Source organism: Paenibacillus crassostreae (assembly GCF_001857945.1).
In the GTDB taxonomy this organism is placed as follows: domain Bacteria; phylum Bacillota; class Bacilli; order Paenibacillales; family Paenibacillaceae; genus Paenibacillus_AQ; species Paenibacillus_AQ crassostreae.
On record NZ_CP017770.1, the window covers coordinates 2,643,277 to 2,666,551 of the forward strand.

Consider the following 23,275-nt stretch of genomic DNA (forward strand, 5'->3'; position numbering starts at 1 on the left):
AAAATATGAGTTTCACTGGATACTCTATTCCTTATATTTCCCCTGGAACGGGTGCCGTCTTTGAAGAAAGGACGGCATTGCCGGTTCTACTTGTAAGGATAAGAGACTTGACTTGGAGCCAGTACCAAGATGTATAATGCACAAAAAAACAATTTCCGGGAGGGAACAGGATGAAGGAAGAGCAAACTTTTACGATAAAGCAAACCGCTGTGCAAACCGGAATTTCCGAGGATACGATCCGTTATTACGAAAAAATCGCGCTGCTGCCCCGTGCTGACCGGAAGGATAACGGGCATCGCGTCTACCGGCAGGAGAACATCAATACGATTCTGCTGATATCTTGCCTGAAAAAAACGGGAATGCCGCTAGAGGAAATTCGGCCTTTTTTGGCGGTTTCCGCCGATGCCGATCCCGCGGAATATCCCGAACTGGTGGAACACTTAAGGAGCCACCGGGAAGATATCGTCAGCCAAATAGCCTCGTTGCAGCAGGTCGTCGATTTTATTGACATGAAGTTGGAGGAGGGGAGATACCGACGGGATTGCTCGGATGAAAGTCAGGTCGGTGTGTCAGAGAAAATGATGGAAGAACCGAAACAAAAATCTGTCTCAACCGTTGAGATGAGTTATTTTTCCGTATCGGCCAAAGCGGGCAAGTTATCGTCTTCCGCAAGATAAGCTCGTAATAACAAGGGGGAGTACAGCAAGGCTGATCACTTTCGGTTGGATTCAACAACTAATGAAAGATCAAGGACTTCAGGAAAGTATTTAAAATTTACCAGTCTAATAGTGTATTGTTTAGAAGATTAAGAGGCACCCATTAATGGGTGCCTCTTAATTTAGCCGTTATAGTGTATAAGGTGAACCGTACCACAAGTAGGGCGAAATTTTTGTGTAAATGCATTTTTTGAGAAAATATCGTATTTATATAGCATGTAAAATTATTGTATCTAAGACGAAGCTGTCGGCACAAAGGTGGCTTTTTCCCGTATATGGAGGTTTTCAGCCGATCCTTGTCACAGTCATATGAAACTGCTAACGGCAGCGAATGTCGTCATGGCCTAAACAATTTTACCAAATAAAGGTCCTTGAATATTGATAAGCATTCATTATATTATATTCATATCGAAAAACTAGGGATTAAAGGAGGGACAGGTTTTGTTACAAATGATTATTACAGGTATTATCTGTGGTGCCTTACTCGGATTTGTGATGCAACGCGGTCGTTTCTGCTTAACTGGTGGGTTCCGAGATATGTATATAGCGAAAGACAATCGCATATTTTATGCCCTTCTTATTGCAATTGCTGTGCAGAGTGTTGGTGTATTTGCTCTAATCGGTGCTGGTGTATTTGAATATTCGGCAAGTCAATTGCCATTATTTTCAGTCGTTATTGGTGCTTTTATTTTCGGAATTGGAATTATTTTATCAGGCGGCTGTGCGACTGGAACTTGGTATCGTGCAGGTGAAGGGTTAATCGGAAGCTGGATCGCGTTAGCCATGTATATGTTAATGGCAGCTATAATGAAATCAGGTCCATTAGCTAGTTTTACAACAGCAGTGCGTGAGCCAGTCGTTGGAACAGATTCCATAGCGGATACATTCGGCATTAACGTTTGGTTTTTAGTGATTCCATTTGTTGCTCTAGTGGCGTTTATTATTTACCGTGAGCTGAAAAAGCCAAAAGTGAAAATTCCACAATTAAAGTCAAAGAAAACAGGTTTAGCGCATATTTTATTTGAAAAACGTTGGAACCCATTTGTTACAGCAGTTCTAATCGGGTTGATTGCAACATTAGCTTGGCCGTATATTTGGATTAGGCATTACAACACCATCGGCGAACATTTTACAATACTTAGTATCAGGGAATATTGATTTCCTCAATTGGGGTGTATTTTTAGTACTTGGTATTTTCTTAGGTTCATTATTTGGTGCAAAAATGAGCGGCGAATTCCGCATACGTATACCTGATGCGAAAACGTGCGTACGTAGTGCATCAGGTGGTATATTAATGGGCTTCGGTGCCAGCTTAGCAGGCGGATGCTCAATCGGTAATGGATTAGTTATGACTGCGATGATGACATGGTCAGGGTGGATCGCATTATTGTTTATGATTTTGGGTACTTGGACAGCATCTTACTTTGTGTTTGTTCGTCCAGCAAAACAACGCGCAGCAACGTCAATAGCTGTAAATGCATAAAAAGGAGATTTTATCATGAAAAAGACATTAGAAGTGTTGGGCATGGTATGCCCATTTCCATTAATCGAAGCAAAAGAAGCAATGAAACTATTAAACTCGGGTGATGAGTTAGAAGTACAATTCGATTGCACACAAGGTACAGAATCAATTCCTCGCTGGGCAGCTGAAGAAGGTCACGAAGTAGTTACGTATGAACAATTAGGTGAAGCTTCTTGGACGATTACAGTAAAGAAAAAATAATGTTCATCACTCACCCGTAGAAATGCGGGTGAGTTTTTTATATTGGGCTTCCCGAGAATGGGCATAACGGAGGAGGGGCAGAAGGCCAAGGATTTTACACATATGAATGCTTTGGGAGAAACGGTTAACCTTTATGATGAACTGTCCAAAGGACCTGTTATCCTGACTTTCTACCGGTGCGGATGGTGCCCGTTTTGCAACACTCAACTTAAGGCATATCAGAAGCTGCTGCCGGAAATCGAAGCCCTTGGGGGCAGTTGATCGCGGTCAGCCCGCAAAGCCCGGACAATACGCTTTCCCAACGGGAGAAAGAAGAACTGACTTTCCAAGTGCTTAGCGACACAAACGGTCTCGTGGCCGCTTTCTATAACATCCTTTATGACGTTCCAGTTTACATCCAAGACATTATGAAACCAATCGGCATGGATCTAATGGAATACAACGCGACGAACCGCGGGATACTGCCGATTCCTTCCACCTTTATGATCGACGAATCCGGCATTATCCGTTCGGCCTACGTGAATCCGGACTTTATGCAGCGCTTCGATCCGATGAATATTCTGCATGAATTGAGAAAGCTGTAATTATTGATTGTTCTGAATGGCGGAGCAGCCGTATGTACGGCGATTAGGTAGAATTTCATTATAGTTGATACACCGAACCGTACCATAAGTAGGGCAAAAGTAGTTACAAACCTAGTTGCATCTGTCGCTATGCTGACTTAAGTGAAGAATGATTAAATGACGATTTTTATAATCTGTTTCATCTCTGGGGATTTCCTGTTTAGCAGGAAATCCCCTTCTGTCGTGTTGTTAGCAGAAGGGGTTACGCTTAAAAAATGTGTTCCGACCGATTATATATATGTTTTATTTGTTTGAACAGCAGAAATGTGGGCTATAGATTAACCCCTCAGTTCCGCGCCATCGCATTCGAAAGTACATCAGGAAAGTATTTCCCTGCAAAGCGCAAAAATTTGGAGAAGCCCGGAACGACCCTCTTTTTATTTTGCTCTATCCCTCGGATCCCATGCTTTACGAGCGTATCCAGGGTCATATTGGGAATACCACCGCCGCTTTGCTTGTCAGGTGCAAGATTGGTTTCCGCAACGAGGGGTGGTACAAGTTCCATAACGTGAATATTTTTTTTCGATTTCTTGAGTTGGACTCGCAGCGCATCGGTAAACATATGCACTCCCGCCTTTGTAGCGGAATAAACAGGATGAACAGGTGAAGTAACGTAGGAAAGACCGGAGCTTACGGTTACGATCATGGCTTCGTTTTGTTGGGCCAATTGTGGGAGTAGCGCTTCCGTCATCCAAATGGTCCCGGTTAAGTTCGTTTCAACCTCTGCGGTAGTCCGCTCCAAGTCGAGGTTTTCATCCATTAATTCGAATGCGCGCATAATACCTGCCGAGTTGAATAGGATTGAGACTTCTGGATAGCGGTCACGAATGAATGCGGCCATTTCGCGAACCGAGTTTGCATTGGAGACGTCGCCTTGCAGCCCAATGAGCCCTTTATGTTTGTTCGTCACTTGATCGAGGGTTGCTTGATTCCGTCCGATAACGATGACCTTACTACCGCGATTTAACAATTCCAATGCGAATGCAAGACCGATGCCCGATGTGCCGCCTGTAACGACGATTGTACGATTTGAAAGCTTCATAAACGACTCTCCTTTTTGAGTTACGAATTTTGATTTTTGTAACTTGTGAACGGCCTAAGCATACAATGGAGAGTTACAAAAGTCAACAGTTGTAACTTACAATGTCAATCTATATAATAAAACCATGAAAACTTTAAGCAGAGAACTAATATTGGAAACCGCACATCGAATGGTTGTTGAACACGGGATGGAGAAAGTCAATCTGTCAAAAGTCGGTTCTGAATTGGGGACGACACACGCTGCGATCTACAAGTATTTTTCCGGTAAGGAAGAGTTATGGACCGAGCTTTCCTTGTCTTGGCTGGACCATGAACTGGCGCGGCTTTTTCCATTTGACACGGACAAGTACTCGTCTAAGAAGGAGATCGTGCACGAATGGCTATGGGTATTAAGTCAATCGAAATACGAAGCTTATGAGAGCAAGCTTGAAATGTTTAAGCTGTATACTGCCTATATTGATCGAAATCCGGCGGCACTCACTCGGCACATCGGCGATTTGGTGGGCAGCTTAAAGGAAGCGAGCGGCATTGAGGACATTGGGCGGCTGTCTGCTATTTTACTAGCTTTTTCTTATTTTTCCGCGCCAGCTTATGCAGACAACTGGAAGTATATGGATTTTAAATCGGAGTTCGAAGCAGTATGGAAGCTGATCGAAGCGGGAATTGAGGGTTAGTCGTACGAATTAGTGGGGTACAGCGAAGGTAAAGGGTGTTTGCTGATATGATTCCCTCATGGCAAACAGGTTTTATTATTTGATCTATCTACCAAATGGGAGCATACCACCTGCCGCATGGGTCTAGGATGGGGATGAGGCATCTATGACTGGTGGATCATGTATTTTCCACAAGCTGAGACGAACGAAAGAGAAATAAATTTCGCCGTTAGAACGATTCGGAGAACCTTATCATAAGTAGGGGCAAGTTACTCTTAGGTAACCCAGCAAAACTGTGCAAGAGTTGTCGGATGGATACCGACGAAACTTGCTATATTGTTAGTGAAGGGAGGTCATTCGAATGGATTTGCTTGCAAATCTGAACAGGGCTCTACAATACATTGAAGAAAATCTTGCTGATGATATAGACCTGAAGGAAGCGGCGAGGCTGGCTCGTTGTTCCGAATATCATTTTTCTAGAATGTTCTCATTCCTTGCAGGCATCCCGCTATCGGAATACATCCGCCGGAGACGCCTAACATCTGCGGCATTTGAGCTTCAAACTGGAGAATTAAGAGTTATGGATGTGGCGGTGAAATACGGATATAGCTCAGCAGACGCATTTTCTAGAGCTTTCCAAGGCTTGCATGGTATTCCGCCGTCTTCAGTAAAGTTGCATGGCCCATCATTAAAAGCCTATCCGCGCTTGACCTTTCAATTAACCATTCAAGGGGGAAGTGCAATGAATTATCGTATCATTGAAAAGGAGCCATTCTGTATCGCAGGCATCACGAGAAGGGTGCCTATCCAATTTAATGGCGTAAATCAGGAAATCGTATCTATGTGGAAAAGCTTAACTAGCGACGACATCGACCAGCTGAAAAAGCTCTCGAATGTCGAACCTCAGGGACTGATTCAAGCATCGATGAATTTTTCTGAGGGGAGAATGGAAGAAGAGGGGGAGCTTGACCATTATGTTGGCGTGGCTACGACCAAGGAATGCCCCGAACATTTAACAAAACTAGATGTCCCTGCAGCAACATGGGCTGTATTCGAAGCCGTCGGGCCATTTCCCGATACATTGCAAAATGTCTGGGGACGCATCTATTCTGAGTGGTTCCCTACCGCTAATTATGAGTTAGCAATAGGCCCAGAGATTTTATGGAATGAGAGTAAGGATATATCTTCACCAACTTTCAGAAGTGAGGTTTGGATACCGGTTTTGAAAAAATAATAAGCGGTGATTACTACTACCGTTGTTTTCTCGGTTTTCTATTTGATTAACTGTGCCCCTCTTTAACCATGAGAGGGCTTTTCTATGCATTTTTAACTAAATTCAGGATCTCCACCGCATCATGTGGCAATGATAAAAATTGTTTTTCCCTTCTATGATCCTAAGTGCTGCACGCCGAGCATCTCGGCGTTATACATAGATAGAATTGAATCTGGTATACAATAGAGACAAAGCTGCTACAGTGGCAGCCAAACGTCGACGAATAAAGGAGAGTGGATTCATCCATGCGTGAACACTCGTATCAATTGTACGAATACCATGTTTGGGCATATGTACTTGTTCGAACAGCTCTATATGTCCGTGCTCGCAGAAGTTCAGAACGAGGATATTTTTTTATTTGATGGGCATGAAACAACGTGTTTAAACAGTTAGCTAAGATTTTATATTATAAGCAGTGAACGGCACTCAATTCGGGTGCCATTTTTTTGATCGAAGTCTTTCACACTACTTTCTCGTACACAATCCATTAAGATTTCATTAAGATATGGCGCTGAGTTCTCCTTTAAAATAGTAATTGATAAGGTTTAACGAATTGAAGCATAAGAGGGAACAGAGCAAGAGGTATTTAAATTTGGGAAGACAGGTGGGGTTTGAGCATGAGCAAGAAAATATTAATTTGGTTTACGGTGCTGACAATGGGTTTGACATCCGCAGCATGGATTGGCGGCGGTGTAAGTGAGGCGAAGAGTTCGGCGGATTTCAGCGATTTGAAGGATTTGGATGCGGCAACGAAGGCCAAATTAGATGCAATGTTTTCTGCGGGAATCTTTGAAGGAGTCTCTGATAGTAGTTTCGGTCTGGATGACAACATGAATCGCGCTCAGTTCGCGAAGGTAGCAGCACTTATTTTTGACCTTAAGATTGATGAAGATCTAAAGAAATCTTCCTTCATTGATGTAAAGGCAGATGATGCAGCAACCGGTTATGCGCTACCTTATATTGAAGCTGTCATGGCAGCAGGAATAACGGACGGCGTAGGCGACGGAGCATTTAACCCTGCGGGGGAAGTGACTAAAGAGCAATTAGCTACATTTCTCGTTCGAGGTTTAGGTCAGGAGGCGCGAGCACAGTCGGCTCCAGGTGTTGGCGATAATACCGTTTCCGATTGGGCGCAAGGATATGTCCAGTTAGCTCTTGAGCAAAAGTTGCTAGGTAACTCTCCAAGCGGTACATTTGGCGGTACAGCACAGGCGAGTCGTGGGTTACTTGCTACTGGTTCCTTTGAAAGTGCTAAAGAGTTCGAAACTGCTAAACCCCTTGAAGTGTCGGGAGCGAACTTTGTTGCGGGGAATAAGCTTGAATTGATGCTGACGGTAGCGATCTCTCAAAACTCCATTGATCTATCCAAGATTATGATTAACAGTGTGCCGCTTGATCCGAAACTAGATAGCTTTGTGTTGTCCGAGGACAAGAAGACGATCATAATAAAGCTTCGTGAAGGCTTTAAACTGGATACTTCTAAGACACCTGTTATTGTAGTGGACGGCTTGAAGACATTATTCGATAACGAGGTGAATAATGAGAAGAGTAAACCAATACCGATTAAGGTAACGGTTCCACCGGTGATACCGCCAGCAGTCACGTATACACCATCGCCAACGCCATCAACGCCACCATCAACACCAACGCCGACCCCAGTGCCTGATGTGACGCTGACAATCGATGACGTGAACGGAGTAATAACGCAAACGACGGCTTCTTATCGTGTTACAGGATCTGTTACTGGAACCGTGTATTACTCCGTGTTACCTACCGATTCCCTAGCTCCGAGCTTGGACGGAATTAAATTAGGAACGAATGCTATTGTGTATGGTTCGGTCGAATTGCAAGGAACGAATGGGAACTTATACTTGAGTGAATTAGCTGCGAATACCTCCTATGTGTTGTATGCTTATGAACTTGCTAATGATAAGACATCTAAGATCTCCTCTGTACGTTTCCAAACGTTACCTGGAGAGCAGGAAATTCCTACAGTTACCTTTAACATCTCGGGTACAAGTAGAATCATGGGAATCAATAGTGTAGTCGAGGGGTTCACTTTCAATCGAACGGATTTAAATATCGACACTTATTATTAAATTCGCTGATATATTTAATTCCAGGGCAATACTAGTGTACAAAATCGTTTATCGAGGGCACCTAATCAGGTGTCCTTTTTTCGCATTAAGAGCGATTCGGTGAACCGTATCTTAAATAGTGGTGATGGAGTGCTACTGTTTACGTTGATGATTTGGTAGCTGGATTTCGAACACTGTCTTTTCATGAGGGACACTCGTCAAGGTAATTGATCCGCCATGGCCGATAATGATTTCTTTAACAATGGATAATCCGATACCAAGTCCTTCGCCTTTTCTGCTGCTATCAACACGGTAGAACCGCTCAAAAACATGTTCTTGATTCTGTAAAGGAATGCCACGACCTTTATCGATAACCGTCATGCATATCGCATCATCTTTTTCCAAAAGCCCGATCTCAAGATAATGGCCTTCTGATCCGTAACGGATCGCATTGTCGAGCAGGTTGCGCAATGCACGTTCGATTAGGGATGAATCAATCCAAGCTTCGATATCTTTGTCAGGGATATTTACTTCAACAGTGAAATTTTGCCCCTCTAAGAACATCAGGTAGTCTGCAGCAATTTTCCTCACTATTTCAGATAGATTATCCATGGTAACATACATCTCTAAATTGTCTTCATCCTGCCGAGTAATATCTAACAATTGATCCAATAACTTATCCATATACCGAGAGCGCTGCAGCAAAACCTTGGCACTGGCTTGTAACTCCTTCTCATCCTTATACAGTCCTGCGCGAATCGTTTCTGCGTAGCCTAAAATCATCGTTAGTGGGGTTCGTAGATCATGGGAAAGATTAGACATTAGCAGCTTGCGTCTGTTATCAAATTGCTTGATTTGTTCGGCTTGATTTTGGATACGGTGAGCCATAGCGTTATAATGCGCAGTAAGTTGGCCAATTTCATCTTTTTTCGTGTCTTCTAGTACAGTGATTTCACTTTGGAGGTTAAGTTGTCCCATAGCATGATTGAGCTTATTGATGCGTCTGTTCATAGAAGAGAAAAACCTTAGAGATAATAGATAGGGAATTATGAAAGCAACAATTAACGGTAACATAAAAATAGACAAGGCTTTAAAGGTACGCATGAAAAAATAAAATTGGCCTTCTTTCATGGCGTCACTGGACAATCCCATGAGTAGATAATAGGGTTGATCCTCTTGGCTAATAGAAAAAGTAAGCGTAATCGGATCATCGATGCCCCATAGGGTCTCGGGCATATGAAGCATACGATCTGCAAGCTGTTGAAAATTATAATTTTTCTTTTCCCCGAAGGTATCATAAATGGTCGATCCATCTGCTGCAATCCACTCAAAACGAATATCAGGATGGTTTCTATGAGCATTATCTAGTATTGGCGTTATGTCTGCGGTATGAAAAGCTCGATGTTCTTCAATCGTATCGAGGATTTCTTGCGAGATGGTGTTCAGGCTTTTTAGATCATATCCCTGATTTCCTATATTCCCAATAACAATGCTAAGTGGAATAAACAAAAGAATACTGATGGTTGCACTAATGAGCATAAGCATCCAAAGCTTTGTTTGATTCTTCATTGTCCATCACCTGAGAACTTATACCCGATTCCACGTATGCTATGAAGGTAATGAGGGGAACCCTCCGTTGGTTCAAGAATGTTACGTAGTTTGCTTATAAAAACACTCAAATTGTTGCCATCAAAGTTTTCATGATTCCACACTTGCTTGTAAATTTCTCTTTTGGTTAAAACACGGTCTGGATTCTGCATGAACAATGCTAAAAGTTTGCATTCTACTGGGGTTACAGGAAATGACTTTCCATCATTTCGCAAAACATAATTGTCGATATCCAGCACTAATTTATTTAAACGCAGAACCTTAGCAGGATAAGAAGATTGAGGGCGATGTCTTCTTAACTGTGCTTGCACGCGAGCAACTAATTCCATCGGGCTAAAGGGTTTAGTGACATAATCATCTGCACCTAATCCGAGTGTTAAGATTTTGTCTTGCACTTCTCGCCTTGCACTAAGGGCAATAACTAATGGCCCAGCATTTATCTCACGTAAATAGTGCAGCACCTCAAACCCGTTGCCATCCTCCATCATGAGGTCCAGTATCACTAATTCTATGGCATGATTCTGTAAGTATTGAATAGCTTGTCGTCCTGACCCAACTTCGATAACTGATAAGTCTGATTGTTCTAAATGCATTCGGATTAACTGCCGAATTTCAGGCTCATCATCTACAATTAAGATCTGATTAATGGTGAATCAGTCCTCCTACTTTAATGACTTGAAACCAATGTTGTTTAAGATCAAATCAAATCATAACAATAATAAATAGAAAAATATATATTTTATACATGCAATCATTCGAATAGACATTGGAAGTGTGCCACTTTCTTACAATCGGAGCTTACCGATATTATTTCGAAGCTGATCTAAAAATTTATTTGCAGCATTAGAAAATACTTGATGTTTTTTCCAGATAATATTTAAATTAGCCTCTAATTTGGGGTTTAAAGGTTTAAAGCAAAGCTTGCTATCTCCCGAGGTATTAATAAGTTTATCCAAGCATAATGCATATCCAATATTTCCTTCGACCATTCGTGCTGCATTGTAAAGAAGATTATAGGTTGCGACAATATTGAAATCCTCAATATTCTTTCCAAACCATCCTGTGAATTCGTTACTGACGGCAGTTTGACGTGAAATCAACAGTGGTTTATCTATTAAATCTATTGGTTGAATGAACTGCTTGTACGCTAAAGGACTATCTTTGCGCATTAAAACTCCCCAAACATCAGTAGCCGGTAATTTTATGTAATCGTATTTTTGTTTATCTGTTGGTTCTATGACAATGCCAAAATCTAATAATCCACTGTCTAACCTGCTAGTAATATCGTCAGCATTACCACTATATAAATGAAATCGAATACTTGGATAATGTTCAAGTAATTCTTTTGATGCTCTGGCAATAAAATTCATAGCTTCTGTTTCACCACCACCAATGTAAATTTCACCGCTAATCATTTCTTTTGATTCTTTAAAATTAGCTTCGGTTTTATCTACTAACTCAACGATTTCTTTCGCTTTTTTAAATAAGTATCGCCCTTTATCTGTTAAAGTGATTTTTCGATTTCCTCTTTCAAATAAAGCTGCTCCTAAATTTATTTCAAGGTCTTTTAATTGTCTTGATAATGTAGGTTGAGACAAATGTAGCTGTTTTGCGGCAGCCGAAATATTCTCTTCATTCGCTACAGCAATGAAATAGCGTAACACTCGAATTTCCATAACAGTCTCCTTATTATACGCATGCCCAAAAGGCATGAGAGTGTATTTGATATAAGTATTAGATATTTGAATCGTATCAATTTATGATGTGATTGAAAAGGTTAAACTATTAAGAAAATGCTTTCGATACGAGCTTTTTGTTTACTCGGAAGCAAATCATTGGGCTAACAAAAAACCTTTTAGGAGGATTTATAAATGACTATTAAAGGAGAATTTATAAAACAATTAGTGATAAGAAAGTTTCTGAAGAACTTCACAAAGCCCAAATAGAGTGGGGACTATCTCCAGAGGATATTGCGTCAGCTGTAGTTTTTGCGATTGATACTCCTGATCGTATGACAATTAGCGATATGATCATTCGTCCAACTACTCAGGAAATTTAAAATTTATGAATCGAATTAGGGTGATTAATAAAAATGGACATGAAAGATTTTATAGATTTTTGTAAGAAAGGCAATCCAATTTCGGGTGAGGATAAAGAATTACATGGACTATTAACTCAATGTAGTTATCAAGCTCAAAAGACCACAATGGAATTGAATACATCCTATCATTCAAGAGAAGAAATAGTGGAGATTTTTAGTGAACTAACAGGAAACAAGGTTGATTCTTCTTTTATGTGTTTTCCGCCTTTTTATACAGACTTTGGGAAGAATATAATGATAGGAAAGAATGTGTTTCTCAACACAGGTTGTTCCTTCCAAGATAGAGGTGGAATTAGTGTAGGAGACGGTACAATGATTGGTATGAATGTCACGATTGCTACACTTAATCATGGGTTACCTTTGGAAACGAGAAATGTAACCTACCCTTCTCCAGTTATCATTGGCGAAAATGTATGGATTGGGTCAAACGCAACAATACTGCCTGGCGTGACGATTGGGGACAACTCTGTTGTTGCGGCAGGAGCAGTTGTCACTAAAGATGTTCCAGAGAATACTGTCGTTGCAGGAGTACCAGCAAAAGAGCTGAAAAAAATTAATAATAATTTTGAGTGATTTTGGTTTTATTAAGGCAGATTGGAGAGGTAATCATGGGAAATACGGATAAGTTTGAAATGATAGCTAATATATATGACACTTCTGAAAGAATTCAAATTGCAAAGGAATCATCAGATGTCATTCGAGAATATTTAGTTGACACTAATAGTAAGAATGCTATTGATTTTGGGTATGGAACTGGTCTTGTCGGAATAATGTAGATACATTATGCTTTGATTTTGAAAATGTAGGTCAATTGGATTTACATGCTGACTATATTTTTATGGCTCAGGTTCTACTCCATATTAATGATGTTGAGTTAGTTTTATCTAGATTATTTGATGTTCTAAATGAAGGAGGACATTTACTAATCGTAGATTTTAATAAAAATGAAAAAGTAGTTTCAGATATAGTTCATAATGGATTTAATCAAGTAAAGCTAACTGACATTATGACTAAAATAGGGTACAGGAATATTCAATCCAAAACTATCCCGTTACAGACTACGCGGTGAACCTTATCACAAGTAGGGCGAATTTTTTTTGCCTTACTCGCTCATGGGTCACGGAAACTTCCCCCGAGGGGGAGGATGAAGGTGAGTCTATTTGTGGTGAATATCCTCCAGAATCCTTGTTGTCCGCTAAACTAATTATGCAGTACCTTGATCTATATGCATCTGCAATTGTGATATTTGAAATAGTAGAAAACTGTTTGATGTTTGCATTCATTCATGGTCTAGTTGAATTAAATGCTGCAGGTCATTCCGAAGCGGAAAAGGGCCTGCAGCATTTAATTTAACTTATCGACTTATTTCTAGATCTGATATTTATTTAGAGGGAGTAGGTCTGCCGCTTACTTTGATTCAGGAAGGTTCCCAACCCCAACTCCTCGATTCCGTGCAGTCCCAATTAGCATAGGAATGGAGATCAGAAGACTGAGCGCAACCGGAACAATAGAGCCCTCAAGTCCAAAATCGCCACCTGTGAGGAGTGCGGCACCGTTCACCTTTACAGTAAACAGACCGCTTGCTGCGTGTCCAGAAACGGGAATCCCAAGCAGACCCTCAATTGCATTCCAGGAAAAATGTAGTCCCATGGCAAACCACAGGTTCCGTCGCCACAAGAATGCGGCTCCGAGTAGAACCCCTGCTTCTAAGGTGATAGCGAACCCACTCCATAGCGTTGCTCCTGGATTTCCAAGATGGGCAACTCCAAAGAATAGTGAGGTCACAGCCAGTGCAATCCAGCTGTTCCCCAATTTCTGAATAGCTTGAAACATAAGCCCGCGAAAGATAAGTTCCTCAACAATGGCTGCCCCTAGAGCTGCTGTAATAGAAGGAATTATAACTGAGCCTGCATCCGCAGCACCCGCCCATTGAAGGGAATAACCTCCTGCAGCAACAATAATTAAAGTAGACACGATCATAAAGATTGCTCCGATTAGTAATCCCATGCCAGCTTCAATTCCTGCGCGTTTTCTTGATATCTCAGGAACTGATCGACGGGCAATGTATTTCATTGTTAGCCAATAGATGATGATGGCCACAACCCCAGCCGTTAGTGTTAAAAGAAGGGAGGCAAATCCCGCTGTTTGCTCTGCTAATGGCCGAAATAGTGCATCCACGAGAATAATGCCGATCGTCCCCACAATCATCCAGATGATTGGAAAGCTCATTATTGAACGCCATATACTTAATTTCTCACCAATTTGCTGCTTTTCTTTGTATACAGTCATTTTCTTCATGTCTTGCTTCAGCTCCTCTATCGCTTGATAGTTATGAGTATAGGCTGAAAAAGTCATATAGAGAGAGTGCGCTTTTGTCATGATTTAATCATATGACCATGCCAAAAGAAGCCGGCATCTATACTAAGTGCCAGCCTCTTGGATATTGACTTATTAGTGATCCATGATTCCTGAATCTCGGGCTTTACGGGCGGCCTCCCGTCTCCCCCTCACATTAAGCTTCGAATAAATCGTCGAGATGTAATTTTTAACTGTTCCTTCGCTAAGAAACAGCGCCTCAGCTATATCTTGATTGCGCAAGCCAGAAGCCAGCTTATGTAGTACTTCTATTTCACGGGCGCTGAGTCCATATTCATTACTTTTTGTGGTGGTGGTATTGTTCATGTTTTTGATCATTTTACTTGCCATTTCCTGCGTGATTAAAGTCCCTCCCGCATGTACCACCCGTATGCCTGCAGCCAGATCCTTGGGATGGATGGCTTTGAGCAGATAACCTTCTGCTCCATGGCTTAGTGCTGCTAACACATATTCTACTTCCCGGTAGGAGGTCAGCATGATAACTTTGATTAAAGGTATCCGTTCTTTAATGATGGCCGTTGCTGCAACCCCATCCATGACTGGCATATTAATATCCATCAGCACAATATCGGGCTGAAACTGCTCACAGCCTTCGATTGCTTCTTCCCCATTTTTGGCTAACCCGACAATTTCTAAATCCTCTTCCATGGACAGTACGATATGTAGACTCTCCAGAATTAATTCTTGGTCATCGGCAAGCAGCACTTTAATTTTTGCCATGCAGCATCGCTCCTTTCAGCGGAATTTCACATCTGACTTCGGTGATCGCTGCAGTTCCCACCATGGATGATACAAACAGGCGACCTCCCAGCCGCTCAACCCGATGTTTCATAGAGGTCAAGCCGAAGCCATATTCCAGCCTATCAATCGGTTTGCCATTATTTTGAATGGATAATTGCAGCATCGACTCGGAGAATTGAAACTCCAAATGCAGTTGAGACGCTTTCCCATGCTTTAATGCATTTGTAAAAGACTCCTGGATGACCCGAAGGATCGTTTGTCGCACTTCAAAACTAATCGGTTGTGCTGCCCCAAATGTATTCAAAGTCAGGACTGTTGCAGTGTGCTCCTGGAAACTAGCCATAAGCGCCTCAACCTGTTGCATAAGAGTAGATTCTTCATCTTCTTCTCCCATTTCGTGTACGATATTTCTCATTTCGTCCAGATTTTGCTCAGCCAATGTTCTTAAACGAATTAACCGATCTTTGACCTCGGCAGGTTTGCGATCCATAAGGGCTATGGAAGCATCAAGGCTCATAATGAGTGAGATAAAGGAGTGACCCAGTGTATCATGAAGCTCCTTAGACATGCGGTTGCGCTCTTCAAGTAAAGTCATCTTCTCAATCTCAGCAGCGTAGTGGGTTAACAGTTTATTTTGCTGTTCCACTTCGGCTACCAGTTCATTTTTCTGATAATACGCATTGGCTACGAAGCTTGCCCATATACCGATGAAGCAGAATAACAGATTGTCTGCTCCGATACTAAGCGTTTGTTCCCAAGGTGATTTTAAGTGAGACTGAAAGGTAAAAGGAATTAAAGTAACTGCGGGAATAATCCATAGCGTCTGCTTAGTCAATAAGTATCCCATTGTAAGACTAGGCAACAAGTAGTCTGCTCTTGAAGTCAGATCTGGATGGAAGACAGTATTCACATAATAAGAGCCACCTAGCAATAGCTCCAGTATGCAAAACCAGGCTTTGTTCATCCGCCGCCCAGGAAACCAGAACAGCAAAGGGACGACAAGGGCTATGCTCAGCCAGATCACGTTTAATAACGTTCGGTTTGAAAACTCACTTACTGCCAGAACCCGGGACAACATCAAAATATAATGGTATAAACGAAGAGCGAATATACCCCAATCCATGAACGATAATATTTTTTTCATATCATCATCTTACAGGAAATCTAAATACTTGGGTGAAGAATAAAAGGAAGAGTATTGAAGTTATGATTAAGATTGAAACCATCGGTACAGTTTTAGAAGTAGCCAATGTCATCCAAGAGTTAAACTAAATCATATAAATATGACAGTTACCATATTGGTTTTCCGCAGGAGAATGAAGAACAAGTAAACAGTATCACGCCTGGAGGATTTACAGTTGAAGTTTTATGTTAATAAAATGTGACAAAGAAGTAAGGCACTCAGATACGAGTGCCTTTTTCGCACAATGGCTTATTGATCGCAGAAAGTTACCTATCAATGTACTAGATACCTCCAAAGGTGAAGGCGTATATATCGTGAATCGGGATTTGTTATCGGTAAATTTAAAATCCTACTTCAAAAATCGTCTCCGTTTTATTTAATTTCGACAACTCCACACTAGCCTTCCATAACTGTTTCCTATTCTCATGGTTATACGAGAGTTCGGAGGATTTTATTTCTTTAGTACCTTCGAAATATTTCCCTGTTGTTTGATTATGCTTGCTATCAGTTACTAGAGAAGCCAAAGCTCTCCCGGACTGACGTACAGTATTCACATTCGGGTAAAATAACGTTAAAGCAGGTAGAACGTACTTCCAAACAAATTTCATAAATGGGGTGTAGCTTTGAGCAAGTCCCGTGCCTGGCATCATTCCCGGATCGAAAGCATTTACTGTAATATTTGTTTCTGTTTGTTGATTTATAAGATTTGCCAACTCGTAGGTGAAATATAAATTACATAACTTTGAAGTCGTGTAGTGGCGTCTGCCCATTAAAGACATATTTTCGTTTGAGTTCGTTTGGTCAGGGTAGGCTATCATTTGAGGATCCACAAAAGCTGGTGCAGGCATTCCTGTCTTTTTCAATGGATCATGAGTTCCGCTGCTGACTAACACGATTCTGCCTGACTGAGTGATTTGTCCAAGCAACCTATTGGCCAAGAGGAAATGCCCAAGATGATTGACTCCAAAAGTAGCTTCAAACCCATCTTTTGTATAATGCGTTTTATCGATAAACTGTACTCCTGCGTTGCATACAAGTGCATATAAAGGCGGATAATCCATTTGTGAATACTTGCTTACAAAATCTCTTATAGATTCCAAAGATGAAAGGTCAAGCTCCAAGGAGGTTATGTTGATATTATTAGTTTCTTGGATTAACGAGTCCACTGCTATTTTGGCTTTAGTTGCGTTGCGGCAAGCTATCACCACATGATAATTTTTTTCATGTTTAGCAATTTGTTTAGCGCATTCATATCCCAATCCCGAGTTCCCGCCTGTAATGATAACCGTTTGTTTCTGCAAATTCATTCAACATCCACTCTCCTTCAGATTAACTGCCCTTGTATGAAAATAAGGAAGTTATTTATGTTGACACTGTCAACATAAAGTGATTATATACCCGTAAAGTTGACTGTGTCAACGTCGTGCTATAAAATTAGTCATAATTAATATCAATCCCTTTATGCAGAGGCGAGTTATGAAAAATAATAATGACACAAAACAAAAGCTGATTTACACCACAAGAGAAATGATTGAGCTACAAGGAATTGATGCCCTTAATATGCGCGACTTGGGTAAAAAAATGAATTTATCCCGAAGTGCGGTGTACAGGCATTTTAAAGGCAAAGAGGATCTGCTGGCGGTTATCGTAGGTGAGAATTTTAAGCTGCTAAACAACAATATGCGCGAATTAATCGGTAACATAAATGATCCTCGAAGACTAATGAATGCCATTTTGTGCACTTATTATGATTATGGAATAACAAACAAAGAGTATTATAAATTGATGTTCCAAAAGCAATGGGATAAAGAGCTATATCCCGACCTTTACAATTCTGCCTTTATTATATTTGAGGTGGTAGAAAACTGTCTGGAAAAGGCGGGGAATATCCGCAAATCGCCGAATCAATCAACTGCAATCATGTTCGCATTTATTCACGGTTTGGTTGAATTAAATGCTGCCGAGCATTCCGAAGCTGAAAAGGGGTTAGATAATCCAATCAACCTTATCCAATCTTTTCTGGATCTGATTTTTATTTAGGGAACTCATTTTCGCGAGGAAAGAAGGTACCCCCGATGGAGAAATTGGATAACATGCTGTCCATGCTTTGGATATTGCGATCCGGGAGGAAGCTTACCGCTGAGCAGATCGCGGACAGTCTGGAGATCAGCAGTCGCACCGTGTACCGGTATATCGACGCATTATGGCCAGCGGTGTGCTGAATTTTGTATTGAGGAGCGAGGATTACCTTATCCCAATCTTACTATTGGACATGGTTTCCTATATTCTTTATAAAATCAGAGTATAATGCCCTAGATTTCAACATTGTCTTCGATGGATTTTAGTTATATTGGATTATGCATTATAACTGGATTGATTCTGATTCAAAGGTAATGCCGCGTGGGTTTGTGTATGAAGGAACGATCGTAAGTAATGGAGACCTATGGATTAATGGCCGAAGCTCGGATAAAGATGAAACTAATTACACCGGGAACAATCATGGCAGCATTGTCCAGGTTGGAGATCAATGGTATGTGTTCTATCACAGGCAAACCAATCGCCATCATTACTCCAGACAGGGGCTAGCGGAACCAATCGAGATAAGAGAAGATGGGACGATTCCTCAGGTAGAGATGACCAGTTGTGGACTTAATAATGGCCCTTTATTAGGCAGAGGAGAGTATGAATCGCATATTTCCATACAGATGTCAATAATATGGAACCGGGAAATCAGGCACTATATTTTACTTACGAAGGCTCCGGATTGTTGGATTTTCGATCTTTTCTTTTAAAGTAACGGGGTGCGTAGATCATATAATTGTTGCTCAACGCAAAACAAGGGATCGATTGTTACCAGAGTCTGCCCCTTGTTTGATACGTTGTGGCAAAACAAACTACGATCTGAACTCGTTCTGGACGGTGGTTAACGCCTCTCCGATCACTTGATGCATATCATAGTACTTATACGAAGCTAACCTGCCACCGAAAATTACATTTGATTCCTTGTCGGCCAGCTCTTTATATTTCTTGATAATTTGGTTGTTTTTGTCGTCATTGATAGGGTAATAAGGCTCAAGTCCCGGTTTCCATTCCATCGGGTACTCTTCAGTTACGACCGTCTTTGTTTGGGTGCCGAACTCGAAGTGTTTATGTTCGATGATTCGCGTATAGGGCGTTTTTGCGTCCGTAAAATTGACAACGGCATTCCCTTGGTAGTTATCTGTATCCATAACCTTGGTTTCAAATTTCAAACTCCTATATTCTAAGACCCCGTATTTGAATTCGTAATATTGATCGATCATTCCTGTGAAAACAACCTTTTTTGCCGATGTCGTGAGCTGTTCGCGGTCCTCAAAGAAATCAATGTTCAATCTGACATCAATGCCATCTAACATGTTCTGAATGATCGCATGGTAACCACCGATCGGTATGCCTTGATACCGGTCATTAAAATAATTATTGTCATAGGTAAATCTAACCGGCAGACGATTAATGATAAAACTGGGTAAATCCTTGGCGGACCTTCCCCATTGCTTTTCGGTGTAGCCCTTGATCAGTTTTTCATAAATATCGGTACCTACCAATGAAATCGCCTGCTCCTCAAGATTTCTGGGCTCTGTGACCCCGGCGGCTTTCTTTTGGTTCTCAATGATTTGTTTCGCTTCATCGGGCTTGACGACCCCCCATAATTTCTGGAAGGTATTCATGTTGAAAGGCAAATTATAAATCTCTCCTTGATAATTCGCCAACGGAGAGTTCGTATATCGGTTAAAGTCCGCAAAACGGTTTACATAATCCCATATCTTCTTATTGTTGGTGTGGAAGATATGTGCGCCGTATTTATGGACGTTGATCCCTTCCATCTCTTCGGTATATACGTTGCCGCCGATATGGTCTCTTTTGTCGATAACAAGACAACGTTTGCCTCTTTGTTTCGCCTCGTAAGCGAATACGGCTCCGAACAAACCTGCACCCACGATTAAGTAATCATACATAAGGGTCTCCTCCTGCATTTGCAATAAATATGTCCATTCGTTTAGAAAAGGATAAATAGAATGATACTATTATGCCCGCAAATGTAGAAAGGAAGCAACTAATGAATCAAGAGGCATTCGTTTTTCTTACACTAAACCAAAAGTTACCCCCCCCTAACTTTTCGTTGATTTTGCATTCGACATCGATACGTTATGCTTACTTTGCAATCGAAAAAGCGCGCTAACCTTACATTGTAAAAAAATGAAAGCGATTTAAAATCAAATATTGGGGGGCAAAAAGATATGGCAGGAAAAAGAAAGAAAAAATTCCGTATTATTATGAGTTCATTGTTATCCATCTTACTAATCATCGGTGTTGGGGGTAATGTCGCACTGTCTTATTACTCTGATGTCATTACAGCGTATTTCACCAAGATCGACATCACGACACCGGAAGCGAAGGATGCTCGTGCGCATTCAGAAGAGGTGTCACAGCAGATCACGGATGAAGGACTTGTCCTTCTTCAGAACAATGACAACATGCTGCCGATAACGACAAACAAGAAAGTGAACGTGTTCGGATGGAGCTTTACGGCGCCTGTATACTTGGGGTCGGGATCCGGTGCGGCGGACGCATCGACGGCTGTAACGCCGAGAGCTGGCTTAGAAGCGGCTGGGTTCGAGGTGAACGAGCAGTTATATAATGATTACATCGCTACTGGAATCGAAAGACCGGTATCAGGAATCGAGGGATATGATTGGACGATTCCAGAACCTGTGGCGTCCGAGTTCTACACTGAGGAGAGAATGAAGCAGGCAACTGAGTTCTCGGATACCGCTGTTATCTTCCTTGCCCGTGCAGGTGGCGAAGGTAAAGACCTTCCGGCTGTATTAGACGGCCCTGACACCTATGATCCGAATGGAAGTACAATGGGTCCAAGCGGGGAACGATTCGGTAATTCGGACGATTTAGACCCGAACAAGCATTACCTGGAGTTAAGTAATCGTGAACTAGGTATGATCGATGCCGTTACGAAGCAATTCGACAAGATTCTACTGATTGTAAACGGATCAAATACATTCGAACTGGAATGGGTCAACGATTACAGCCAAATTAAGAGTATCGTGACGGTTGCAGGACCAGGTCAGACAGGATTCGCTTCGCTTGGTAAAGTATTGTCCGGTGAGCTTAATCCATCCGGAAAAACGGTTGATCTGTTTGCGACGGATGTTCTGGACGCACCGGCTATGCAGAACTTCGGGGATTTTAGATACGTCATCGACAACGGCGATGGTTCCTACTCTGCAGCTGTCGACAAAAATAATGTTCCACTAACGTATGTTAATTACGCCGAGGGGATTTTTGTAGGCTACCGTTATTATGAGACCGCTGCTTCTGAGGGCGCAATCAACTATGACGAGAAAGTTCACTTCCCATTCGGTCACGGTTTAAGCTATACAACGTTCGCACAAGAAGTGGTGCCGAACAGCTTGACTTGGAACGAAACTGATATCTCGGTCGACGTTAAAGTGACGAACACCGGCTCGGTTGACGGAAAGGAAGTCGTTCAGCTTTATTATTCCGCTCCATTCACTGGGCAAATTGAGAAGTCTTCCATTGAGCTTGCCGCATTCACAAAAACAGACTCGTTGAAACCGGGCGAATCGGAGACAGTGAAGCTTACGTTCAAGGTTGAAGATATGGCATCTTACGATGACAACAAAGTATACAGCAGCACAGGTTCTTATGTGCTTGAGCAAGGCGAATATCAGTTAATGCTTATGAAAAATTCACATGACAAAATTGCTGATGCTGGCTCCAAGACGCTGGCTCAGGTCGTATACGACTCCACCGGTCGCTCTAGCGATCAACAGGCATCCGTCAACCAATTTGACGATTTAGTAACTGGCCAAGGAAGTATTGAGGCTTACTTATCACGGGCAAACGGCTTTGCTAATATGGATGTCCTGAATACGAGTGATACCTATACGGTGAATGCTGCTGAGGGCGCGACGGAACAAGTAAGAGGTAAGGTTGTAGACGCTGCATTCGTGGATTACATCAACAGTAAGCGATATGACATTCCTGCCGACGAGCAGGAGAATGCGCCAACAACGGGTGTAGCTAACGGGAAGATGTTAAGCGACTACGTCGGCGTTGATTACAACGACGAGAGCTGGAATGAAATGCTTGACCAATTAACAGTGCAAGAACTCGTTTCGCTCGGAACATTAGGCGGCTATCGGACGCTTGAATTGGCATCCGTAGGTAAACCGGCTACAGTTGATTACGATGGACCTGCAGGCATCAGCGCGCTTCTGTCTAAGGATCCAATGTCAGGGGTTGCTTTCCCTTCAGAGACAATGCTTGCTCAAACTTGGAACATTGAGCTTGGAGAGGCAATGGGCGATGCGGTAGGAGCTGAGGCTGTAGCATATAATGTGAGCGGCTGGTATGCGCCAGGCGTTAACATCCACCGTTCCGCTTTCGGCGGTAGAAACTTCGAGTATTACTCTGAAGACGGTCTACTCTCAGGAAAGTTTGCTGCCGAAGTTACGAAGGGCTATCAAAGCCATGGCGGATTCGCCTACATGAAGCACTTTGCACTCAATGATCAAGAAATTAACCGAGTGAAGGGCGTTCTGACCTGGAGCAATGAGCAAGCGATCCGCGAAATCTACCTGAAAGGGTTCGAGTATGCGGTGAAAGAAGGCGGCGCTCAAGGAGCTATGTCTGGATTCAACAGTATCGGTAATACTTGGGCTGGCGCAAGCCCAGCTCTGCTGAAAGAAGTGCTTCGTAATGAGTGGGGCTTTAAAGGAATTGTAAATACAGACTTCTTTATTAACGTTTCTTATCCTTACATGATCGCTGATCTTGCTTTCCGGGCAGGGAATGATATTCTGCTTACTGGTGTTGCGCCGTTCGGCGTACCAGAAATCAACGCAGACAGCAATGATACATTATGGGCGATGAGAGACAATGCGCATAATGTACTGTACACCGTGGCCAACAGTAACGGTATGGAGAACGGGATCAGTACGGATATGCCTCAATGGGTTGTCATCACGATCATCGTTGACGTTCTTCTGGCACTAGGGATTATTACAGGCTTCTACTTTATCTTCCGGAAGCGTAAACCTGACGCACAAGAAGTGGCGTAAGGACTGAACCGAACTCTATA

The 23,275-nt window shown here is 42.1% G+C and carries 20 protein-coding genes and 5 pseudogenes; 14 read left to right on the forward strand and 11 right to left on the reverse strand.

Going from position 1 to position 23,275, the window contains the following annotated elements; all coding sequences use genetic code 11:
• Positions 1-170 precede the first annotated feature (170 nt).
• The 5 genes and pseudogenes from LPB68_RS12320 (at position 171) to LPB68_RS22315 (ending at position 3,023) form a co-directional block, all read left to right on the forward strand.
• Positions 171-677, forward strand: a complete 507-nt coding sequence (locus tag LPB68_RS12320) for a MerR family transcriptional regulator (protein WP_068660756.1) — start codon at positions 171-173, stop codon at positions 675-677.
• A gap of 480 nt (positions 678-1,157) precedes the next feature.
• Positions 1,158-2,199, forward strand: a pseudogene (locus tag LPB68_RS12325) (YeeE/YedE family protein).
• Between the two features lie 15 nt (positions 2,200-2,214).
• Positions 2,215-2,439: a sulfurtransferase TusA family protein gene (locus LPB68_RS12330; protein WP_068660754.1), complete on the forward strand. Its 225-nt coding sequence runs from the start codon at positions 2,215-2,217 to the stop codon at positions 2,437-2,439.
• Between the two features lie 102 nt (positions 2,440-2,541).
• Complete coding sequence (locus LPB68_RS23620; protein WP_250637631.1) at positions 2,542-2,700, forward strand: redoxin domain-containing protein; 159 nt, start codon at positions 2,542-2,544, stop codon at positions 2,698-2,700.
• The gene (locus tag LPB68_RS22315) at positions 2,697-3,023 is read left to right on the forward strand and encodes a redoxin domain-containing protein (protein WP_068660751.1); all 327 of its coding nucleotides are present in this window, start codon (positions 2,697-2,699) and stop codon (positions 3,021-3,023) included. The genes LPB68_RS23620 and LPB68_RS22315 overlap by 4 nt, the downstream gene beginning before the upstream one ends.
• Before the next feature lie 325 nt (positions 3,024-3,348).
• On the opposite strand, the gene LPB68_RS12345 is transcribed toward LPB68_RS22315, so the two are convergent.
• Positions 3,349-4,104: an SDR family oxidoreductase gene (locus tag LPB68_RS12345; protein WP_068660749.1), complete on the reverse strand. Its 756-nt coding sequence runs from the start codon at positions 4,102-4,104 to the stop codon at positions 3,349-3,351.
• Between the two features lie 151 nt (positions 4,105-4,255).
• Here LPB68_RS12345 and LPB68_RS12350 point away from each other — a divergent pair, with 151 nt between their 5' ends.
• From LPB68_RS12350 to LPB68_RS12360, 3 genes are all read left to right on the forward strand, one after another.
• Entirely contained in the window at positions 4,256-4,777 is a 522-nt protein-coding gene (locus tag LPB68_RS12350; protein ID WP_082865811.1) for a TetR/AcrR family transcriptional regulator, read from the forward strand.
• Between the two features lie 340 nt (positions 4,778-5,117).
• Positions 5,118-5,990: an AraC family transcriptional regulator gene (locus tag LPB68_RS12355; RefSeq protein WP_068660745.1), complete on the forward strand. Its 873-nt coding sequence runs from the start codon at positions 5,118-5,120 to the stop codon at positions 5,988-5,990.
• Positions 5,991-6,646: 656 nt separating this feature from the next.
• On the forward strand, positions 6,647-8,128 hold the full coding sequence (locus tag LPB68_RS12360) for an S-layer homology domain-containing protein (protein WP_068660743.1): 1,482 nt from the start codon (positions 6,647-6,649) through the stop codon (positions 8,126-8,128).
• 132 nt (positions 8,129-8,260) lie between these two features.
• On the opposite strand, the gene LPB68_RS12365 is transcribed toward LPB68_RS12360, so the two are convergent.
• The 5 genes and pseudogenes from LPB68_RS12365 to LPB68_RS12375 form a co-directional block, all read right to left on the reverse strand.
• The gene (locus LPB68_RS12365; RefSeq protein ID WP_068660741.1) at positions 8,261-9,676 is read right to left on the reverse strand and encodes a sensor histidine kinase; all 1,416 of its coding nucleotides are present in this window, start codon (positions 9,674-9,676) and stop codon (positions 8,261-8,263) included.
• Positions 9,673-10,026, reverse strand: coding sequence for a winged helix-turn-helix domain-containing protein (locus LPB68_RS23875; protein WP_418303834.1), 354 nt, complete (start codon positions 10,024-10,026; stop codon positions 9,673-9,675). The genes LPB68_RS12365 and LPB68_RS23875 overlap by 4 nt, the downstream gene beginning before the upstream one ends.
• Positions 9,999-10,104, reverse strand: a pseudogene (locus LPB68_RS23880) (DNA-binding response regulator); the annotation flags it as partial. The pseudogene LPB68_RS23880 and the gene LPB68_RS23875, both read right to left, overlap by 28 nt.
• Positions 10,081-10,308, reverse strand: a pseudogene (locus LPB68_RS23885) (response regulator); the annotation flags it as partial. The pseudogenes LPB68_RS23880 and LPB68_RS23885, both read right to left, overlap by 24 nt.
• Positions 10,309-10,500: 192 nt before the next feature.
• Positions 10,501-11,391: a LysR family transcriptional regulator gene (locus LPB68_RS12375; protein ID WP_068660736.1), complete on the reverse strand. Its 891-nt coding sequence runs from the start codon at positions 11,389-11,391 to the stop codon at positions 10,501-10,503.
• Positions 11,392-11,807: 416 nt separating this feature from the next.
• On the opposite strand from LPB68_RS12375, the gene LPB68_RS12380 reads away from it, so the two are divergent.
• Both LPB68_RS12380 and LPB68_RS23890 read left to right on the forward strand, forming a co-directional pair.
• The gene (locus LPB68_RS12380) at positions 11,808-12,389 is read left to right on the forward strand and encodes a sugar O-acetyltransferase (RefSeq protein WP_068660734.1); all 582 of its coding nucleotides are present in this window, start codon (positions 11,808-11,810) and stop codon (positions 12,387-12,389) included.
• Between the two features lie 35 nt (positions 12,390-12,424).
• Positions 12,425-12,861, forward strand: a pseudogene (locus LPB68_RS23890) (class I SAM-dependent methyltransferase); the annotation flags it as partial.
• Between the two features lie 362 nt (positions 12,862-13,223).
• On the opposite strand, the gene LPB68_RS12390 reads toward LPB68_RS23890, so the two are convergent.
• From LPB68_RS12390 to LPB68_RS12405, 4 genes are all read right to left on the reverse strand, one after another.
• On the reverse strand, positions 13,224-14,114 hold the full coding sequence (locus LPB68_RS12390) for a CPBP family intramembrane glutamic endopeptidase (protein ID WP_082865809.1): 891 nt from the start codon (positions 14,112-14,114) through the stop codon (positions 13,224-13,226).
• Between the two features lie 153 nt (positions 14,115-14,267).
• Positions 14,268-14,912, reverse strand: coding sequence for a response regulator transcription factor (locus LPB68_RS12395; RefSeq protein WP_068660732.1), 645 nt, complete (start codon positions 14,910-14,912; stop codon positions 14,268-14,270).
• Positions 14,899-15,843, reverse strand: a complete 945-nt coding sequence (locus LPB68_RS12400) for a sensor histidine kinase (RefSeq protein ID WP_232510295.1) — start codon at positions 15,841-15,843, stop codon at positions 14,899-14,901. Before LPB68_RS12400 ends, LPB68_RS12395 begins: the two co-directional genes overlap by 14 nt.
• Positions 15,844-16,457: 614 nt before the next feature.
• Positions 16,458-17,423 carry an SDR family NAD(P)-dependent oxidoreductase gene (locus LPB68_RS12405; protein ID WP_068660728.1) on the reverse strand — a complete coding sequence of 322 codons (966 nt, stop codon included), beginning with the start codon at positions 17,421-17,423 and terminating at the stop codon, positions 16,458-16,460.
• Positions 17,424-17,592: 169 nt separating this feature from the next.
• Between LPB68_RS12405 and LPB68_RS12410 the strand changes: the two genes are divergently transcribed.
• The 3 genes and pseudogenes from LPB68_RS12410 to LPB68_RS12415 all read left to right on the forward strand — a co-directional run bounded on the left by LPB68_RS12410 (position 17,593) and on the right by LPB68_RS12415 (position 18,908).
• Positions 17,593-18,156: a TetR/AcrR family transcriptional regulator gene (locus tag LPB68_RS12410; protein WP_068660726.1), complete on the forward strand. Its 564-nt coding sequence runs from the start codon at positions 17,593-17,595 to the stop codon at positions 18,154-18,156.
• 35 nt (positions 18,157-18,191) lie between these two features.
• Positions 18,192-18,320, forward strand: a pseudogene (locus tag LPB68_RS22325) (HTH domain-containing protein); the annotation flags it as partial.
• A 153-nt stretch (positions 18,321-18,473) separates the two neighbouring features.
• Positions 18,474-18,908, forward strand: coding sequence for a glycoside hydrolase family protein (locus tag LPB68_RS12415; protein ID WP_068660724.1), 435 nt, complete (start codon positions 18,474-18,476; stop codon positions 18,906-18,908).
• Positions 18,909-19,010: 102 nt separating this feature from the next.
• On the opposite strand, the gene glf is transcribed toward LPB68_RS12415, so the two are convergent.
• Positions 19,011-20,111 (reverse strand): UDP-galactopyranose mutase, encoded by a 1,101-nt coding sequence (glf, locus tag LPB68_RS12420; protein WP_068660722.1) that lies wholly within the window; start codon positions 20,109-20,111, stop codon positions 19,011-19,013.
• Between the two features lie 282 nt (positions 20,112-20,393).
• On the opposite strand from glf, the gene LPB68_RS12425 reads away from it, so the two are divergent.
• Positions 20,394-23,255 carry a glycoside hydrolase family 3 N-terminal domain-containing protein gene (locus LPB68_RS12425; protein ID WP_068660719.1) on the forward strand — a complete coding sequence of 954 codons (2,862 nt, stop codon included), beginning with the start codon at positions 20,394-20,396 and terminating at the stop codon, positions 23,253-23,255.
• Positions 23,256-23,275 lie beyond the last annotated feature (20 nt).

Excerpts from the sequence above, each read along its gene's own strand:
- LPB68_RS12320 (WP_068660756.1), top strand. The coding sequence starts at position 171 with ATGAAGGAAGAGCAAACTTTTACGATAAAGCAAACCGCTGTGCAAACC.
- LPB68_RS12330 (WP_068660754.1), top strand. The coding sequence starts at position 2,215 with ATGAAAAAGACATTAGAAGTGTTGGGCATGGTATGCCCATTTCCATTA.
- LPB68_RS23620 (WP_250637631.1), top strand. The coding sequence starts at position 2,542 with ATGAATGCTTTGGGAGAAACGGTTAACCTTTATGATGAACTGTCCAAA.
- LPB68_RS12345 (WP_068660749.1), bottom strand. The coding sequence starts at position 4,104 with ATGAAGCTTTCAAATCGTACAATCGTCGTTACAGGCGGCACATCGGGC.
- LPB68_RS12355 (WP_068660745.1), top strand. The coding sequence starts at position 5,118 with ATGGATTTGCTTGCAAATCTGAACAGGGCTCTACAATACATTGAAGAA.
- LPB68_RS12360 (WP_068660743.1), top strand. The coding sequence starts at position 6,647 with ATGAGCAAGAAAATATTAATTTGGTTTACGGTGCTGACAATGGGTTTG.
- LPB68_RS12365 (WP_068660741.1), bottom strand. The coding sequence starts at position 9,676 with ATGAAGAATCAAACAAAGCTTTGGATGCTTATGCTCATTAGTGCAACC.
- LPB68_RS12375 (WP_068660736.1), bottom strand. The coding sequence starts at position 11,391 with ATGGAAATTCGAGTGTTACGCTATTTCATTGCTGTAGCGAATGAAGAG.
- LPB68_RS12380 (WP_068660734.1), top strand. The coding sequence starts at position 11,808 with ATGGACATGAAAGATTTTATAGATTTTTGTAAGAAAGGCAATCCAATT.
- LPB68_RS12390 (WP_082865809.1), bottom strand. The coding sequence starts at position 14,114 with ATGAAGAAAATGACTGTATACAAAGAAAAGCAGCAAATTGGTGAGAAA.
- LPB68_RS12395 (WP_068660732.1), bottom strand. The coding sequence starts at position 14,912 with ATGGCAAAAATTAAAGTGCTGCTTGCCGATGACCAAGAATTAATTCTG.
- LPB68_RS12405 (WP_068660728.1), bottom strand. The coding sequence starts at position 17,423 with ATGAATTTGCAGAAACAAACGGTTATCATTACAGGCGGGAACTCGGGA.
- LPB68_RS12410 (WP_068660726.1), top strand. The coding sequence starts at position 17,593 with ATGAAAAATAATAATGACACAAAACAAAAGCTGATTTACACCACAAGA.
- LPB68_RS12415 (WP_068660724.1), top strand. The coding sequence starts at position 18,474 with ATGCATTATAACTGGATTGATTCTGATTCAAAGGTAATGCCGCGTGGG.
- glf (WP_068660722.1), bottom strand. The coding sequence starts at position 20,111 with ATGTATGATTACTTAATCGTGGGTGCAGGTTTGTTCGGAGCCGTATTC.
- LPB68_RS12425 (WP_068660719.1), top strand. The coding sequence starts at position 20,394 with ATGGCAGGAAAAAGAAAGAAAAAATTCCGTATTATTATGAGTTCATTG.